General features: G+C 44.4%; 16 protein-coding genes. 9 read left to right on the top strand and 7 right to left on the bottom strand.

Annotated elements, in window-relative coordinates:
• The first annotated feature begins 149 nt into the window (after positions 1 to 149).
• From IDJ75_RS10015 to IDJ75_RS10030, 4 genes are all read left to right on the top strand, one after another.
• Positions 150 to 746: a ribonuclease HII gene (locus IDJ75_RS10015; protein ID WP_191175482.1), complete on the top strand. Its 597-nt coding sequence runs from the start codon at positions 150 to 152 to the stop codon at positions 744 to 746.
• A gap of 58 nt (positions 747 to 804) precedes the next feature.
• On the top strand, positions 805 to 1,998 hold the full coding sequence (locus IDJ75_RS10020) for a glycosyltransferase family 4 protein (RefSeq protein WP_191175483.1): 1,194 nt from the start codon (positions 805 to 807) through the stop codon (positions 1,996 to 1,998).
• A gap of 270 nt (positions 1,999 to 2,268) precedes the next feature.
• Positions 2,269 to 3,348 carry a glycine cleavage system aminomethyltransferase GcvT gene (gcvT, locus tag IDJ75_RS10025; protein WP_191175484.1) on the top strand — a complete coding sequence of 360 codons (1,080 nt, stop codon included), beginning with the start codon at positions 2,269 to 2,271 and terminating at the stop codon, positions 3,346 to 3,348.
• Between the two features lie 94 nt (positions 3,349 to 3,442).
• Entirely contained in the window at positions 3,443 to 4,159 is a 717-nt protein-coding gene (locus tag IDJ75_RS10030; RefSeq protein ID WP_191175485.1) for a 2-phosphosulfolactate phosphatase, read from the top strand.
• A 245-nt stretch (positions 4,160 to 4,404) separates the two neighbouring features.
• On the opposite strand, the gene IDJ75_RS10035 is transcribed toward IDJ75_RS10030, so the two are convergent.
• The 3 genes from IDJ75_RS10035 to IDJ75_RS10045 all read right to left on the bottom strand — a co-directional run bounded on the left by IDJ75_RS10035 (position 4,405) and on the right by IDJ75_RS10045 (position 6,568).
• Positions 4,405 to 4,953: an REP-associated tyrosine transposase gene (locus tag IDJ75_RS10035; protein WP_191175486.1), complete on the bottom strand. Its 549-nt coding sequence runs from the start codon at positions 4,951 to 4,953 to the stop codon at positions 4,405 to 4,407.
• A 253-nt stretch (positions 4,954 to 5,206) separates the two neighbouring features.
• The gene (locus IDJ75_RS10040; RefSeq protein WP_191175487.1) at positions 5,207 to 6,124 is read right to left on the bottom strand and encodes a DUF4349 domain-containing protein; all 918 of its coding nucleotides are present in this window, start codon (positions 6,122 to 6,124) and stop codon (positions 5,207 to 5,209) included.
• 117 nt (positions 6,125 to 6,241) lie between these two features.
• Positions 6,242 to 6,568, bottom strand: a complete 327-nt coding sequence (locus IDJ75_RS10045) for a nucleotide pyrophosphohydrolase (protein ID WP_191175488.1) — start codon at positions 6,566 to 6,568, stop codon at positions 6,242 to 6,244.
• 254 nt (positions 6,569 to 6,822) lie between these two features.
• Between IDJ75_RS10045 and pdeM the strand changes: the two genes are divergently transcribed.
• The 3 genes from pdeM (at position 6,823) to IDJ75_RS10060 (ending at position 10,271) form a co-directional block, all read left to right on the top strand.
• Positions 6,823 to 7,482: a ligase-associated DNA damage response endonuclease PdeM gene (gene pdeM, locus IDJ75_RS10050; protein WP_191175489.1), complete on the top strand. Its 660-nt coding sequence runs from the start codon at positions 6,823 to 6,825 to the stop codon at positions 7,480 to 7,482.
• Between the two features lie 327 nt (positions 7,483 to 7,809).
• Positions 7,810 to 8,244, top strand: a complete 435-nt coding sequence (locus tag IDJ75_RS10055) for a CBS domain-containing protein (protein WP_191175490.1) — start codon at positions 7,810 to 7,812, stop codon at positions 8,242 to 8,244.
• Between the two features lie 68 nt (positions 8,245 to 8,312).
• The gene (locus tag IDJ75_RS10060; protein WP_191175491.1) at positions 8,313 to 10,271 is read left to right on the top strand and encodes a beta-galactosidase trimerization domain-containing protein; all 1,959 of its coding nucleotides are present in this window, start codon (positions 8,313 to 8,315) and stop codon (positions 10,269 to 10,271) included.
• A 9-nt stretch (positions 10,272 to 10,280) separates the two neighbouring features.
• Here the strand turns inward: IDJ75_RS10060 and IDJ75_RS10065 are convergent, their stop codons facing one another.
• The gene (locus tag IDJ75_RS10065) at positions 10,281 to 10,661 is read right to left on the bottom strand and encodes an iron chaperone (RefSeq protein WP_191175492.1); all 381 of its coding nucleotides are present in this window, start codon (positions 10,659 to 10,661) and stop codon (positions 10,281 to 10,283) included.
• A gap of 38 nt (positions 10,662 to 10,699) precedes the next feature.
• Positions 10,700 to 11,110 (bottom strand): VOC family protein, encoded by a 411-nt coding sequence (locus IDJ75_RS10070; RefSeq protein ID WP_191175493.1) that lies wholly within the window; start codon positions 11,108 to 11,110, stop codon positions 10,700 to 10,702.
• A 231-nt stretch (positions 11,111 to 11,341) separates the two neighbouring features.
• On the opposite strand from IDJ75_RS10070, the gene IDJ75_RS10075 reads away from it, so the two are divergent.
• The gene (locus IDJ75_RS10075) at positions 11,342 to 13,546 is read left to right on the top strand and encodes an ATP-binding protein (protein ID WP_317173756.1); all 2,205 of its coding nucleotides are present in this window, start codon (positions 11,342 to 11,344) and stop codon (positions 13,544 to 13,546) included.
• A 46-nt stretch (positions 13,547 to 13,592) separates the two neighbouring features.
• On the opposite strand, the gene IDJ75_RS10080 is transcribed toward IDJ75_RS10075, so the two are convergent.
• Both IDJ75_RS10080 and IDJ75_RS10085 read right to left on the bottom strand, forming a co-directional pair.
• A complete protein-coding gene (locus IDJ75_RS10080) occupies positions 13,593 to 14,153 on the bottom strand; it encodes a biliverdin-producing heme oxygenase (protein ID WP_191175494.1) in 561 nt (186 codons plus the stop codon).
• A gap of 8 nt (positions 14,154 to 14,161) precedes the next feature.
• A complete protein-coding gene (locus IDJ75_RS10085; RefSeq protein ID WP_191175495.1) occupies positions 14,162 to 15,097 on the bottom strand; it encodes a class I SAM-dependent methyltransferase in 936 nt (311 codons plus the stop codon).
• 207 nt (positions 15,098 to 15,304) lie between these two features.
• Here IDJ75_RS10085 and IDJ75_RS10090 point away from each other — a divergent pair, with 207 nt between their 5' ends.
• Positions 15,305 to 17,635 (top strand): glycoside hydrolase family 3 protein, encoded by a 2,331-nt coding sequence (locus IDJ75_RS10090; protein WP_191175496.1) that lies wholly within the window; start codon positions 15,305 to 15,307, stop codon positions 17,633 to 17,635.
• Positions 17,636 to 17,649 lie beyond the last annotated feature (14 nt).

Genomic DNA, 17,649 nt, shown 5'->3' on the forward strand with positions numbered 1-17,649 from the left:
TAAAGATCAATAAATTCAAAACTCAAGGTCGCGGTTTAAAAGCTGCGGCCTTTTTTATTTACCGCCCATTCTGCATATTTTTAAACACCTGTTGCACTCTGGCAACTAATTTTAAGATATTTGTAAAATCAACGGAGAGAAAAGAGCGGATGTTATTAGCCCGGTACCAGAAAGATTTGATTGAAGCAGGATGTGACGAGGCCGGCCGTGGCTGCCTTGCCGGGCCCGTGTTTGCCGCCGCTGTTATCCTTCCGCGTAATTTTAAGCATAAGCTGCTTAACGACTCCAAACTAATAGCCGAAGAAGCCCGCTACGAGCTGCGTGCCGAAATTGAAGAAAAAGCCATTGCACATGCTGTGGCCTGGTGTGATAATGTAGAGATAGACGAGATCAACATACTTAATGCCTCTTTCCTGGCCATGCACCGCGCTATTGATAAACTGCTTTGCATCCCCCAGTATTTAATTATTGATGGTAACCGCTTTACTCAATACCGCGATACCCCACATGCCTGTATCGTAAAAGGCGATTCAAAATACTTCAGCATCGCGGCAGCATCCATCCTGGCCAAAACCTACCGCGATGATTACATGAAGCAAATTGCTTTAGAGCATCCCGAGTACGAATGGCACAGCAACAAAGGTTACCCAACCATCAGCCACCGTAAAATAGTGCTTAACCTTGGCCATACGCCATATCATCGTAAAACTTTCCGCGTAACCGCCCCCGAGCTGGTTGATTTATAAAACTTAATTGCCAAACCCTGCAAGGTTTAATACATTTGAGCAACCAATTTTACCGGCCTTGAGGATACTGATATTAACACACCGCGCCCCGTTCCCGCAAAATGGGGGGTACCCTATTGTGGTAGGCAATACCATAAAAGGCCTTGTGGCCCTTGGTCACGATGTATCCCTGATATCCCTCAACGTAAAAAAGAACAGTGTATTGGTTGAGCGCGACGCCCTGCTTGATCAGATAAACTATATTGAGTACGATATCGATATCCGCATTACGGCGGTTGAGGCGGTAAGTAACCTGTTCACCAAAAACTCTTATAACATAGACAGGTATTATAACGCCGGGTTTGAAAAACTGCTGTTTAGAAACCTAACCGATAATAAGTATGATATCATCCAGATTGAGGGCATCTTTGTAGCGCCTTACCTGGGCGTTATCCGCAAAAATTCAAAAGCGAAGGTCGTATTCAGGGCGCATAATATTGAGCACCAGGTTTGGCAAAAGCTGGCCCGGCAAAAAAGCGATCCGTTTAAGCGCTGGTACCTGCAATTGCTGGCCCGCCGCATTAAAAACTATGAGCTTGAACTGTTTAATAAGTTTGATGGCATTGTGGCGTTCACCGAGCAGGATAAGACCTCAATATTATCATACGGGGTTAAAATACCTGTTGTAGTTTTGCCTATAGGGGTAGACCTGTCCCTTTACAAACCCGACCATACCAAAACTGATTTCCCGAGCCTTTTTTTCCTGGGATCGCTGGATTGGCTGCCTAACCGGGAGGGCATTGAATGGTTTCTTGATAACTTTCATAAAGACCTGGTTGATGGCGCCCTGAAGGCAAAGTTTTATGTTGCCGGCCATAACATCCCCGAAGAATTTGATGATTACGAGGTATTGGGCAAGGTGTTTATACACGGAGAGGTGGATGACGCGCTGGAATTTGTGAACAGCAAAAGTATCATGGTGGTCCCGCTGTTATCAGGCGGGGGCATGCGGGTAAAAATTGTGGAGGGTATGGCCATGGAAAAATGCATCATATCTACCACGCTCGGCGCCGAGGGTATCAACATCAAAAATGGCAGCAATATTATCATCGCCAATAATGCCGATGAGTTTTACAACGCCATGCTTAAATGCATCACCGACGAGCATTATTGCCGCCAGATAGGCCGCAATGCCCGTAAGCTGATAGAGCAGCAGCACGATGTAAACACCATTACCCGCCACCTTGCCGATTTTTATCAATCAATTGTGTAAAACAGTCCGCTCAATACAGCTGTATAGTTTATTATTTAACCACAGAGTTAGCTGAGATTTCACAGAGAAGCACAGAGAGATTTCTGTGAATTATTTTGACGACCAACTCAATCCCGGTGCTCTCTGTGCTTTTTCCTCCGGGCACGCTGTGGTTAAAACAACATTTGGCTATTATAGAATCTATTTGGCCTCTCCCCAAACCTTTCGCCGGGAAATTGGAGCTGAATAGTAACACTATTTTGCTATTTTTGCCCCGATATTAAACAAACCATGAAGAATACAGCTTTAACACAAGTACATACCGATCTGGGCGCTAAAATGGTGCCATTTGCCGGATACAATATGCCGGTACAATACGTGGGCATTAATGCCGAACATGATACCGTGCGTAAAGGCGTAGGTGTATTTGATGTAAGCCACATGGGCGAGTTTATTTTAAAAGGCGAAAAAGCGCTTGACCTGATACAGCGTGTTACCAGTAACGATGCCTCAAAACTATATGATGGCAAAGTACAATACTCTTGCCTGCCAAACGAAGATGGCGGTATAGTTGACGACCTGTTGGTTTACCGCATCGACGAGAAAACCTACATGCTGGTGGTTAACGCATCAAACATTGAGAAAGACTGGAACTGGATAACTAAATACAACACAGAAGGTGTGGATATGAAAGATATCTCTGACCGCACCTCGTTATTAGCCGTACAAGGCCCTAAAGCTGCCGATGCGCTGCAAAGCCTTACCGATATTGACCTGGGTTCGATGGAGTACTACACCTTTAAAAAAGGCACATTTGCCGGTATTGATAATGTAGTAGTTTCTGCAACGGGCTATACCGGTGCAGGCGGTTTCGAGATCTATTTTGATAACGAGCACGCAGAATATATCTGGAACGAAGTATTTAAAGCCGGCGAGGCTTTCGGCATTAAGCCAATTGGGTTAGCTGCCCGCGATACCCTGCGCTTAGAGATGGGCTTTTGCCTGTACGGTAACGATATTGACGATACCACATCGCCATTAGAGGCAGGTTTAGGCTGGGTTACCAAATTCACCAAGGCATTTACAAATTCTGAAGCCTTACAACAGCAAAAACAAGCTGGTGTTGAGCGCAAACTTATCGGGTTTGAAATGATTGACCGCGGTATCCCCCGCCACGATTACCAGATTGTTGATGCCGACGGCAACGTTATTGGTAAGGTAACATCAGGCACCCAATCACCATCGCTGCAAAAAGCAATTGGCCTGGGCTATGTAAAAAACGAATTCGCCAAAGAAGGTACCGAGATCTATATCCTTATCCGCGATAATAAAGTAAAAGCACAGGTTGTAAAACCACCGTTTTATAAGTAGGCGCGTAGCGCCGTCATTATATCATTGGGTCATTGAGCCATTCTTGGATTGATGATCTGATAATTTACTAATGACTTAATGCCCCAATGACTCAATGACAAAAAACTTATACGTTTGCCTTACCCCGGCACTGATACCCTTATATAAGGTAGAAGATTATACGGTGGTGATCATTGATATTTTCCGCGCTACATCTTCCATTTGTTATGGAATAGAGAACGGGGCCGAGGCTATTATCCCGGTATCGGAAGTAGAGGAATGCGCCGCTTATCGCGAAAAGGGCACCGGTTACCTGCTGGCAGCCGAACGAAATGGCGAGGTGGTTGCGGGTTTTGATTTTGGCAATTCGCCCTTCTCCTACACCCCCGAAAAGGTGGCCGGTAAAACCGTTGTGCTTACCACCACCAATGGCACCCATGCCCTGCACCTTTCGCGCAGTGCAAAGCAGGTTTTGATAGGTTCTTTCCTGAATATTACGTCACTTTGCAACTACCTGAAGAAGCATGAAGGCAATATCCTGCTGGTTTGCGCCGGCTGGCAAAACAATTTTAACCTGGAGGATACCCTTTTTGCGGGCGCCGTTATCGAGCAGCTGAAACACAGCGGCTACACCTTAGACGACCCCGCCATTGCTGCCAACGACCTGTTCCAGATCGGAAAAAATGATATCAGCAAATACCTCGGCAAAACCTCCCATGGCGAACGCCTCAAAAAGCTTGGCATTGAAAAAGATATAGCCTTTTGCCTGCAGGTTGACCTCACAACAGCTATCCCCGTATTACAGGGCGAAAAGCTGGTTAAACTTATTTAGCAATAGACCCAAAATGAATTAAGCTGAAAGCTTGGTTTGTTTTAGGTCTAAGTTGAAAACTTAGACCAGTACTCGTTTTCATAAAGATCTCAAAGCTGTCGCGAGTTTAGCGCAGCGTAACTCGTGATACAGCACAAGGTAAGCTTTCAGCTTACCATACCAGTCATCAAAAAACACAACGCTATCGCGGGTTTAGCGCAGCGTAACTCGTGATACAGCACAAGGTAAACTTTCAGCTTACTATACTAAACCATTAATAAAATATCTATTAAACCTTTCCCATCTGCATAATCGCGTGCGCTACTGTACAGGTAATGTTCCGGCTCATCAACCCATCCCGCAGTTACCGGGTTGTTATGAATATAATCTAATTTTTGATCGATAACAGTGTTGCTCCACAATTCAACAGGATGATTCCCCTGTTGCCAAAATTGATATGTTTCATTGTTTGAATTTTGCTTCCCTTCCCGTTCAAAGAACCACAATAACCAATCGCGCCTGCTTTCCTGCGCATTTTCGCTGATTGTTTTAAGCAGCATTTTAGAGGTATGTCTTTTCATATCTCTCAAAATATCCTGCATGGGTTGGCCCTTAGTGCCAATTATCAAATGGACATGATTGCTCATAATTACCCATGCATATAATTCAAGCCCTTTGTTTTGAATACAATATTTTAGGCTATCAACAAGGATATCTTTGTATTCTCGCCTTGTGAAAACATCTATCCATCTAACTACAGAAAACGTCACGAAGTACGGTCGGTTTTGATCATGGAATTTATAACCTCTGCTCATGCCGTTAAATTAATAATTTGTCTATAAAGCTGAAAGCTTTAGCCATGCCGTGTCACGAGTTACGCTGCGCTAAACTCGCGACAGCACTGGCCTGTTTTGCAGGATGAAAAGTACCGCTGTCGCGAGCTTTCAGCTCGTGACACGGCATGGCTACAGCTTTCAGCTGCCGTATGCCTACTGCCTGTCACGAGTTTCGCTGCGTTAAACTCGCGACAGCATTGGCCTGTTTTGCATGATGAAAAGCCGCTTAAGCTTATTTAGCAACCCTCCGTCCTCTCCATCTTTTGATGAATACAAATACCACTGCAAAAACGATCAATAAAGGCCAGTTACCTATCAGGCTGAAAAACAGGTCCTGCAGAAAATCCCAGCCGCGGGTTAAAGCATGTTTAAATTTATAGCCAAAGCCATCGCCTGTTGCAACCTGCTCGGGTTGTACGGTGTAAAAAGTAATGTTTAACGAGCTATAGGCAACCTGCTTGCTCATGTAGTTCAATTGGCCCTGTGTAGCTTCGATATCACTGCGGATCTCGGTAAGCTTTTCTTCAATATCCAGCAGGTCGCGCATTTTACCGGCACGGCTTAACAGGTTCTGGTAGCGTTTTTCCAGTTGCAGTTTATTATCCAGCCGGGCTTTGGTATCAATAAACTCCGAGGTAACATCCTTTACCCTGATGTTGCGGCTATCTATTTTTGTAGCAGTAGAAGAAACGGTACCCAAAAAAGCATCAAAGTTTTTGGCCGGTATGCGGACGACAATGGTGTATTCCTTACTTCGCAACGCGGCATCGGTTGTTTCGCTGTCGTTTTCGGCATAACCGCCAAAATGTTTTAAAGAAGTAAGGATCTGCTTACGGGTTTTCACAACGTCGGCACTCTCAAAACGGATATCGCCTTCTTTGATGATCTTCTTTTCTATATCAACCTTGTTAGTTGCCAGCGGTACGCTTTCGCCGCCTTTGTCAGATATTTGATCAGCATCTTGTTCTATATTATCCTCGTTGGCTTTAATTACTGGTGCAGAAAACTTCTGTGATGACAATGCTTTTTCAGCAGCTGGTGGCGGCGGCAAACTTACCTCCATTAACTTAACTTTTTCCTCCGGTTGATGTTTGCAGGCGATGAATGCCATCCCAATGGCAAGCAGAATAAATAACAGGCGCTTTTTCATAATAACATAGATTTGGTTAGTTAATAGCAAACCTACGTTATTATATTTTGATTTCACCATATAAACAGAATAATATTCTGTTTATATGATTTTTATGGAATTATATAACGTGAATTGCTATTTCAGTTTCTCATTATTCTGGTGCCTGGTTGCATCGCGGATGTTTTTCTTTTGCAGATTCTTCTCCAGCGCGTCAGTCAGGTCTATCCCGGTTTGGTTTGCCAGGCATATCAGTACAAACAGCACATCGGCCATTTCATCCGCCAGGTTCACCTCCTTGTCCGATTGTTTAAAGGATTGCTCGCCGTATTGCCTTGCCATAATGCGTGCCACCTCGCCAACCTCCTCCATTAACATGGCGGTATTGGTTAGCTCGTTAAAATACCGTACACCGGTTGTTTTTATCCAGTTATCTACCAGATGCTGCGCTTCTTTAATTTCCATAAAACAATATTACAATAATTTACTAATCGGTTAATACATCGCTTTACGAGCTAACTCACCCCGACATTACTTCGCTCGTCGACCCTCTCTGCTTCGAAAAGTGGGTGGGGGAATTTGGATTTCTTAAAACCTCTTTACGCGCAGCGAAGAGAGGGTAGCGCATGTACTGCCGCGGAGTGAGTTAATTCGCTGCCCTGCCACCACTCACTACTCACCAAACCCCCAAAAACCTTATCTTTGCACCCCATATGACGATGAGTGCGGGTACTCCCTTCCAATTTTTAGATCAGGATCTTTTACTGTTACCACAAAAGGCTATTTACTGGCAGCAGGAGAAAGCCCTGCTGGCGGCCGATGTGCATTTTGGCAAGGTGGGGCATTTCCGCAAGGCCGGTATCGCCATCCCCCGCAATATGGAGCAGGATGACCTGGCTGTATTATCCGATCTGATACACGAGTACCGGCCCGAAAAGCTGATCTTCCTGGGCGATTTGTTTCACAGCGATATGAATAACGACTGGGATTGGTTTGTGCTTTGGCGCAGCCAGTTCCCCAGGCTACAGATCGTCCTGATAAAAGGCAACCACGACATTATCAGTGATAACCATTATACCAACCTGGGTATTACCTTGCACAAGGAACTAACCATGGGCCCCTTCCTGATGCTGCACCACCCCCTGCCCGATCCTGAAGTAAAAGCCGAAGGCGGTTATGTATTATGCGGGCACATCCATCCCGGCGTTAGTTTGGTTGGCCGGGGCAGGCAAAGCGTTACGCTGCCTTGTTTCGCGTTTGGTAAAAACCAGGCTATCCTGCCATCATTCGGTAAGTTTACGGGCAAGGTGGCCATCCTGAGCCGCAAGGCCGATAAGGTATTCGGGGTGTTAAAAGACAAGGTGATCGCCATCGGCTGATCCGACAGGGCGTTCTGAGGCCGTTTATTGGCGAAATAAGTCCTGTAATATCCTTTTATTCCGCCTGCGCTGTATTAATATATTTTACAATAAAGGTGACAAGGCACTGTCACCTTTATTGTTTGCAAATAGCTTATTATAAGTAGTTTATAAATTTAAACAGTGTTCACGGCAGTGAACGTGAACACTTGCAGAAATTGTTATTACAAATGCTTAAATAAAGGCTTTTATAAGTGCCCTGCCCGGGCATAATTAAATATTTTCGTCATAACTTGTTGTTTTTCTATTAGTTATTTGTAAATTCAAAATACCAAATAACCCCAAAGTATGAAAAGCGTAAAACACATCCTTGCCCGTAAAGGCAGCAATGTTATTGCTGTGCCTGCCAAAACCACCGTTTTAAATGTGCTGAAGCTGATGTCGGAAAAAAATATTGGCTCGGTAGTGGTAACCGAGAACGATAATTATATTGGCCTGGTAACCGAGCGCGACTATGCCCGTAAGATCATACTAATGGGTAAACACTCTGATGATACTACCGTTGGCGAGATCATGAGCAATGATTTCCCAAAGATAACGCCCGAATCATCGGTGGATAGTTGTATGCTCATCATGAGCGAGAATAACATCCGCTACCTGCCGGTTTTTGATAAGGAAGAACAGCTTTGCGGTATCATCTCTATTAACGATGTGGTTTACGAAACTATCCACTCGCAAAAAGAAACGATAGAGCAGTTGCATAGTTATATTCAATCAACATAACGGGCTTTAAAACCATTCCCCTTTTTAAAAGTTACTTAATTGCAGGATGTACAGCCTGTAAAATAAGTATGTCCTATTCATCGAAACAGCAAGCTACGCCCATTATGATAGGTGCCGAGGTTTTTATTGAACCCGGGCAAACACCCAAAGAAATAGACCTTTGGTTTCGCCGCCTGCAGGAAACCGGCATGACGGTTACCCGCATCCGCCTGTTTGAAACCTATATGCACCGGCCCGATGGCAAATGGGATTACACCTTATTTGACGAAGCCTACAAGGCAGCCGATAAATATGGCATCAAAATTTATGGCAACCTGTTCCCGGCCACGGCCTTTACCGACCTGGGCGGATTAAAATTCCCAAAAGATGAAGACCACCTTGGGGCTATAGCACGATATATTGAAAATGTGGTTTCGCACTTTAAACAGTTCAATTCCTGCTATGGCTGGGTCCCGGTGAACGAGCCGGGCGTCGGCCACTTTCCGCAGGAGCAGTTCGCTACCGATAAATACCAGGCGTGGAAAAAAGAACAGGCCAACCCGGAATATACTAGTGGCGGCTATAATCATTTCGATTTTGCTGATGAGCGCTTTCACCTGTATTATAATACCTGGTTTTTAAAATGGCTGACCGACGAGATCCATAAGCATGATGCAGGGAGTATTATTCATGTAAACAACCACGCCATATTTAAAAATGTGGCTGAATATGATTTTACCAACTGGCGCGATTTTTTGACCAGCCTTGGCGGTTCAGCGCACGCCAGCTGGCACTTCGGTTACTTTAACCGCGGGCAATACGCATTGGCTGTTGCCGCTAATTGCGAGATCATCCGCTCGGGCGCAGGTGAGATTCCCTGGTTTATGACCGAATTGCAGGGAGGCAACAACACCTATAGTGGCTTTTTAGCGCTTTGCCCTACAAAAGAAGAAATAAGCCAGTGGTTATGGATAGCTATTGGAAGTGAAAGCAAGGGGGCTATATTCTGGTGTTTAAACCCTCGCTCGTCGGGTATCGAAGCCGGCGAATGGGCGATGCTAAATTCCCATAACGAACCGTCCGACAGGTTAAAGGCCGCTGCGGATGTAATAGAAACCCTTAATGAGCATATTGGCTTTTTTGAGGACGCTAAAGAAGCATCATCGGGCATTAATATCCTGTACACCCGTGAATCGCTTTGGATCGAGAAAAAACTGCAAATGGGCGGCAAAAGCTATGAAGGGCGCGATGAGGGCGGGGTGATGAAATCGGCCATTGCCTATTTTGAAGCCTTGAGTGAAGCCGGGGTACAGGCCAGTTTTAAGGAGATAAGCGAATTTGATTTTACGCAAGGCGATTACAATGGAGTAGCCATTATTCTGCCACACCAAATTTCTATCCCATCAAAATACTGGCCCTTGCTAACAGGCTTTGTGCAAAAAGGAGGTAAGCTTATGGCCGATGGCTTAACAGGTTATTATGATGAGAACGCTGTTGCCACCACACGCTTAGGCTTCCCGCTACGTAATTTATTCGGTGCCGATGTATTGGAATACAAAGCCATTGATGACATGGAAGAATTGATTATTGACGGCGTAGCGCTGCCCGCATACCAGTGGCGCGGCACTTTAAAACCTTATAACGCAACCTCTTTATCACACAAGGCCGGCGAGCTTTTGGCTGTACAAAACACCCTTGGTAAGGGTAATGTTTACTGGCTGCCCTCACTTATTGGACTGGGTAGCCGTATACTTGGCGATTACGGCCACCTCAACATGTTCCTTGCCAAATCACTTCATTATACCTCATTAAACCTGCCTTTTATTTTTGAAGAACCCCAAAAAGGCGTATTGATGAAAGTAATGGGCAACGATAAAGAATGGGTAACCATCATCATCAATAAAGCAGAAATACGCCGCGAGTTTAAGCTGATACTGAAAAACCCATCCTTACAACCCATCGTTATTTTTGCCAATAACGGGGGGAAAGCCGGGGGCAACCACATCAGCATAGAAGCCGAAGAAACGCTGGTGATAAGATGGTTGTAGTGTTTAATGCTACTTTTTCTTTTTCATTCGCCTTGCTAAAGCCAAAGCTTCATCTTCTTTTATGCGGTAGGATATTATATTATTGATCAGGTCAACCGGTAGCGGTTCATCCAACGGAAACTGCACCGAACCTTTTGCGCCTTTATAAGCCGCCAGCTCATCCTTAAAATGTGCTATAGCCCCAGCGCCGGGATAAAAGCCAATGTGCTTGTCCCAACCGGCAAAGTACACCAACACGCTGTTAAGTTTATACGCGGGCATGGCGTAGCTTATTACCTCCTGCGCCTGCGGCACAGCCTTTTTTATAACCTCACGTATCTGCTGCAGGCGCGTTTGCACATCATGCGGAAAGGCCGCGATGTACTCATCGGTATTATTTGGTTTTTGCATGGGTGCAGGGTTACTTATGGTTAACACTAATTTACAAATTATTGGTGTTTGCTCATATCTATAAAAAGCGCGTTCCAGCGGTGGCCATCGGGGTCCGTAAAGGCGCAGCCATACATCCAGCCTTGTATTTCGGCAGGCGGGGCAAAAACATTACCACCGGCAGAGGTTACTTTTTGGGCTATTTCTTCAACCTCGGCACGGCTTTCGGCGCTAAAAGAAAATATTACTTCCGTACCTTTATCAGTATCTGCTATGGCATTTTGAGTTGCTCCTTTAAATACATTTTCTACAATAAGCATCACAATAGTCTCTTTATCTCCTACTACAAGCGGGGCCATTGTATCGCTGTTACCTGGTCCGTCTTTAAAAGAAAAGCCAATAGCTGTAAAAAACTTTCTTGAAACGTTAAGATCCTTAACCGGCAGGTTCATCCATAATTCCTTAGTCATGATATTAGTTTTTAATGGTAAATAATTATATATCAAATATATGGCGGCTAATGCATACACAGGGGGTGTTATTGCGACCATTTAAAGGGTAAATACCGACATTTCGTTACATATCTGCTAAAACGTTATTCGTACTTATCTGTTTAATTGATTAATAATCTAATAATATTAGGAAACGACAAATGTTTTTTCATATTTGTTTAAATATTTACCCTATACAACATCTTGCCAGTGAATATTGACCTTACTAACTGCGATAGAGAACCTATCCATATCCCCGGGAAAATCCAATCTCATGGGTTTCTGATTGTTATTAACCAGGATGACATTATCGTTTATCATAGTGATAATATTGCAGATTTTATCCCTGATATTACGCCTAACCTGTTAGGGAAGCATATCAATACCATTGAGCCCATTATAGGAAAGAACGAACCGCCAAACTTCATTCATCAGCTTACAATATTTGGTAAAACCAACGGGTTTGATCAAACCAATCCCTTCAATACAGATATACGGGGAAAGGCTTTCCACCTGATCATATCTGCTACAGCAGATTTTTTCTTGCTGGAGTTTGAACCTGCGTACTCCGACAGTACTACTGATGTACAAAAAATAATAGGCCGTTCGATATCTGAGATGCTTGCCGACAAAAATCTTCAGAACCTTTTAAACAATAGCGCCAAACTGGTAAAAAATGTAATTGGATATGACAGGGTAATGATTTACCGCTTTGCTGAGGATGGGCATGGCGAGGTTATAGCTGAGGCTAAAAATGCTGACCTGCCATCATGGTTAGGGCTGCATTATCCCGCATCAGATATACCTAAACAGGCCCGCGAACTATATAAGGTAAATTTAACCCGCTTAATTGCCAATGTGCATACCACGCCTGCGGCTATTTTAACTGTAGCAGATAACGAAGTGCCGTTGGATATGACCAACTCGCATTTACGTGCGGTTTCTCCCATTCACATCCAGTATCTTAAAAATATGGGGGTCGAATCCAGTTTCAGCATTTCGCTAATATACAAGGGCGAACTATGGGGCCTTATTGCCTGCCATAATTACTCGCCCAGGTTTATAGATTACCGTTCGCGCGAGTCGGCTAAGCTGATAGGGCAGATACTATCATCGGCCCTTGAATTTAGGCAAGACGAGGAGAACCAACTTACCCAGGAACTTTTTAAGAGCGCGGTTGACCAGTTAAGCCGTTTAATGTTAAAGGATAATAGCATTGATGATGCCCTAACCGCCCACAGTGTAAACCTGCTTAACGCCGTTGATGCAACGGGCGCCGTTTTAATATTTGATAATAATGTTACCAAACTTGGTGTTACCCCCAATGACCAGCAAATAACCAGCCTGGTTGCCTGGATAAAAAGAAACGTAACAGATAATTTTTATTACACTAATCAACTTCCGTTAGAATATCCAGAGGCGGCACTCTATAGGAACGTAGCATCGGGTGTAATGGTTACTACGCTATCGCGCGAGATGGGCGAATATGTAATATGGTTTAAGCCAGAACAATTAGAAACCATTACCTGGGCAGGCAACCCCGAAAAGCCAGTAGAAATAAATACTGAAGGGGCATCACATATATCTCCCCGCCATTCTTTCGAGGCTTGGTCGCAAACAGTATCGGGCATCTCAAAAAAATGGACTAACGAAGAAATAAAATCTGTTGTACGTTTACGTAGCGAGATCACTTACGCCATCAATCAAAAAGCCGGTGCTATTCGCCTGCTTAACGAAAAACTGAAACAAGCATATGAAGAACTGGATACCTTTAGCTTCACCATATCGCACGACCTGAAGAACCCGATATCGACCATAAAAAGTTTTTCGCAGATATTGCTGCGCGATAAAGACATGAAGCCCCAATCTATTAAAATAATAGAGCGGATAAATAAAGGCGCCGATAAAATGAACAACATGATCAACGAGGTGCTGGATTACTCCCGCATTGGCCGGTCGGAACTGGTTCTCACGGCTATTGACCCTGCGCCCATGATACATGATATTGTACGCGACCTGTTGTTGATATATAATATTGACGAAAGCTGTATCACTATTGGCCCTACCCCCAAAATACAGGGCGATGCGGTAATGTTATCGCAGGTATTTTCAAACATCATCAGCAACGCTGTAAAATACTCGATGATGGCCGACAGGCAAAATATAAGCATTACCGGCACTGAGGGTGATAGCGAAGTGATATACACCATTACAGACAATGGTTTAGGCATAGATATAAAACAACTGCCGCGTATATTTGAACTCTTCCACCGTACCGATAATGTGGGTGATATAGAAGGGTCGGGGGTAGGCCTTGCCATTGTAAAACGTATTGTAGAAAAACACCGCGGTAAAATTTGGGTAGATAGCGAACCCGGCAAAGGCTCAACTTTTTATATTGCGTTTAATAAATAGGGAATTACATGGAGACGCGAAGTATCGCGTCTTTACATCAACCAGGTCAGTGCGCTTTCGCAAACCACTCGCCAAACTTCAAAAAAGTTTCGTTAGCGGCAGCTATTACTACGGCTTCCTGCCCGGGGGTTTGGGCCTGGTTGTTTAGGGCTTGTTTAAAGGTGCCCCACATCTGTTCGGTTTTATCGCCATAACCTGAAAAGAAGGACATGCCCTTGTTAAAGCCCAATTGTTGCTGCATCATTTTACTAATGATCCTACCACCCAGCGTAGAACCCTCAATAACGTATAAAGCGCCAAGAGCCTCTAAATGATCGTTGATTCTTGGCAGGTAATTTCCTGTTGCTTTTGCAGGTATGCCATCACCCAACGCCAAAATATCGTCTGCTATTGCCTGGGTTTTGCGCCGTTGCGTACTGTCTGTTAACAGGCTACCATCAATAGTTTTATTAATTTGTGTTTCCAATCCGCCAAAATAGCCGTAAAACAATTTTAACAGGCCGGCATACTCCTGCGCCGAACGGATGGACTTTAGTCTGCCAACCAGCGCTTTTTCTAATATTTGATGATTTTGTTTGGTTTCCTCTTTTAATTTATCCGACAGCATCTTTTCTATTACTTTTTATACAAATAAAACCGTGCCGAATCGCCCCTTTGTATGGCATTCAATGCTACAGACCTTTCTTCGAATGCGGCAAGTTCCTGGGGTGTAAACAATGTTTCTATAGGATATGTTTGATGCGTATCGGGTTCCATTAAAGGAATACCCCGTTCATACAACTCGCTGCCCCAAAACTGGAACGCGGTTGAATCAAAGATTGTTTGCTTTATAGTAAAGCCGGTTTTCTCGGCCAAAATGCCCATGCTTTTTAAAGTATGCAGCACAAAATGTCTTGGCGCATCTAACTGCACCCAGTTCTCTTTATAAATATCCCATACTTCGCCCAAAATGGGAATACATACTAAAAATACGCCCCCTTTTTTTAATAACCGATGGCATTCCTTCAATTCCTTAACCTGCTCGTCCATATGCTCTAAAACATGATGGGTAATCAGCACATCATAAGTGTTGGAGGGTAATTCAGAAAGGTCCTTTTTTAAAACTTTAACGCCATAACCGTGGTCTATCTCGTGGCCTATAAATTTGTCAACACCGGTAACATGCTCAAACCCCTCATTAAATAACAAAGAAATAAGCTGGCCTTTGCCGCAACCAATATCCAATATTTTAGCATCGGGCATGGTGTTAATGGGTTTTAGGTAACCAAGGGTTTTGTTGTCTGATGTTTTGTATTTCTTCTTCATGCGCATCCCCCCCCTTAATCGTTTTAAAAAAGGAAGCCGCTTTAACGGTGGTATTATCTGGTTAAACGACATGTAATATGGCGGGTAATGTTTATTAATATCAGCTGGCACCTGCAATATCTGGATGCAGCCGCAATTAGGGCATTCACCATACGGGAATTCTTCGCGGCTGCCAAACATCATCTCTTTAAATATGTACTTTGGGTTTAAAGGGGCATCACATACCCTGCAGTTTACTGGCGTCATATTATACATTAGGCTGAATTTCAAAGTTAGGATAATTTTAAAACTACTCGACTCATGTAAGCAAATGCCTCATGAGCGTATAAATGCTTAAACACTTGTTATTTACAATAATAATAATTAGCATTGTGTAGTAATGACACAATAATTATTGCGATCATTATATAACCAATTACAATAGCTGTTAATCCCTTACGCTAAATTTTTTTTATGAATAAAAACTACCTGCTGCTGTTGGCATTGTTGCCGGCCGCTGTATCTGCACAAACCAAATGGACCGAAACCAAAAACGGCAACATTGCTTTTGTAAGCAATAAAGGCGGGCAAAGCCTTGGGTATTCAACCACATCGGGGGTTAAAATTTTAACCATTGATGGCCTGGCCTTTAAAGATTTGAACAAGAACGGCAAGCTGGATAAATATGAAGACTGGCGCCTGCCGGTTGATGTACGCGCAAAAGACCTCGCCTCAAAGATGAGTGTTGAACAAATTGCCGGGCTGATGCTGTACAGCCGCCACCAAATGATCCCCGCTGCACCGGTTGGGCCCTTTGCAGGTTTTTACGGTGGTAAACCATTTGCCGAAAGCGGCGCAAACCCGTTCGACCTGTCCGATCAGCAAAAACAGTTTTTAGAAAAAGATAACGTGCGCCACGTTTTGGTTACATCAGTACAAAGCCCTGAAGTAGCAGCCAAATGGAGCAACAACGCACAAGCATTTGTAGAAGGCATCGGCTTGGGCATCCCGGCCAACAACAGTTCAGACCCACGCCACGGAACCGTAGCTACTGCCGAATATAACGGCGGTGCAGGTGGTGCAATTTCTATGTGGCCGGGTTCGCTGGGGATGGCGGCTACGTTTAACCCAGCCGAAACACAAAAATTTGGCAACATAGCCGCGCAGGAATATCGCGCACTTGGTATAGCTACAGCCCTATCGCCACAGGTTGATATCTCTACCGACCCGCGCTGGAACCGTGTAAGCGGCACTTTTGGTGAAGACCCGCAACTAGCTGCTGATATGGCCCGTGCTTATATCGATGGTTTTCAAACCTCAACGGGTACCAAAGAAATAAGCGGCGGCTGGGGTTATAACAGCGTTAACGCCATGGTAAAACACTGGCCGGGAGGCGGTGCCGGCGAAGGAGGCCGCGATGCGCATTATGGCTTTGGCAAGTATGCTGTTTATCCCGGCAATAATTTTAATGAGGCCCTGATCCCTTTTACACAAGGTGCATTTAAGCTTGCCGGTAAAACAGGGATGGCAGCTGCTGTGATGCCTTATTACACGATCAGCTTTAATCAGGATACCAAAAACCACGAGAATGTGGCCAATAATTACAACAAATATATCATTACTGACCTGCTTCGTAACAAGTACCATTACGATGGCGTGGTTTGTACTGACTGGTTGGTTACCGGCGACGAAACGGTAATCAACAGTTTCCTATCCGGTAAATCATGGGGAATGGAAAAAGCTACCATTGCCGAACGTCACTATAAAATACTGATGGCGGGTGTAGATCAGTTTGGTGGGAATAACGATATGGCCCCGGTTTTAGAAGCCTACAAAATGGGCGTAAAAGATCATGGCGAAGCTTTTATGCGCGCCCGGTTTGAGCAATCGGCTGTTAGGCTGTTAAGGGGAAGTTTCCGTACAGGATTGTTTGAGAACCCATACCTGGATGTTGAAGTGACCAAAAAGACAGTGGGCAGCCCCGAATTTATGAAGGCGGGTTACGAAGCGCAGCTAAAATCAATCGTGATGCTAAAGAACAAGGCTAATGTGTTGCCGCTGCAAACAGGCAAAACTGTTTACGTGCCTAAAAAATTCACTCCGGCCGGTAAAAACTTCCTGGGGATGCCTTATCCGGAAAAGACAGAATACCCGGTGAATATAGAGACCGTTAAAAAGTATTTTAAAGTAACCGAAAACCCCGACGAGGCCGATTATGCCCTTGTATTTATTGCCAGCCCTATTGGCCATGGCGGTTACAGTGAGGACGATGCTAAAAGCGGGGGCAATGGTTACCTGCCGATATCTTTACAATATGGCAAATATACTGCCGAAACCGCCCGGGAAACCAGTATTGCAGGCGGAGACCCTTTAGAAAGTTTCACTAACCGCAGCTACAAGGGTAAATCAGAAACATCAACTAATGTTACCGATTTGGCTATGGTTACCGATACTTACGCCAAAATGAAGGGCAAGCCGGTTATTGTATCAGTGAACCTGAATAACCCAATGGTTTTTGCCGAGTTAGAAAAACAAGCCAGCGCCATCATTGCCGATTTTGGTGTACAGGGGCAAGCCAGCCTGGATATACTGACCGGTAAGGCTGAACCATCGGCACTATTGCCGCTGCAAATGCCTTTGGATATGAAAGTTGTAGAAGCACAATTTGAAGATGTACCGCATGATATGAAATGCTACACCGACTCTGAAGGCCATACTTACGATTTTGGCTACGGCTTAAACTGGAAAGGTGTTATTAAAGATGCCCGCACAGCAAAGTATAGTAAACCTGCTGTAAAACCGTAAATTGGTTTTAGTTT

Origin of the sequence: Mucilaginibacter rigui, assembly GCF_014773275.1 — a bacterium.
Lineage (GTDB): Bacteria > Bacteroidota > Bacteroidia > Sphingobacteriales > Sphingobacteriaceae > Mucilaginibacter > Mucilaginibacter rigui_A.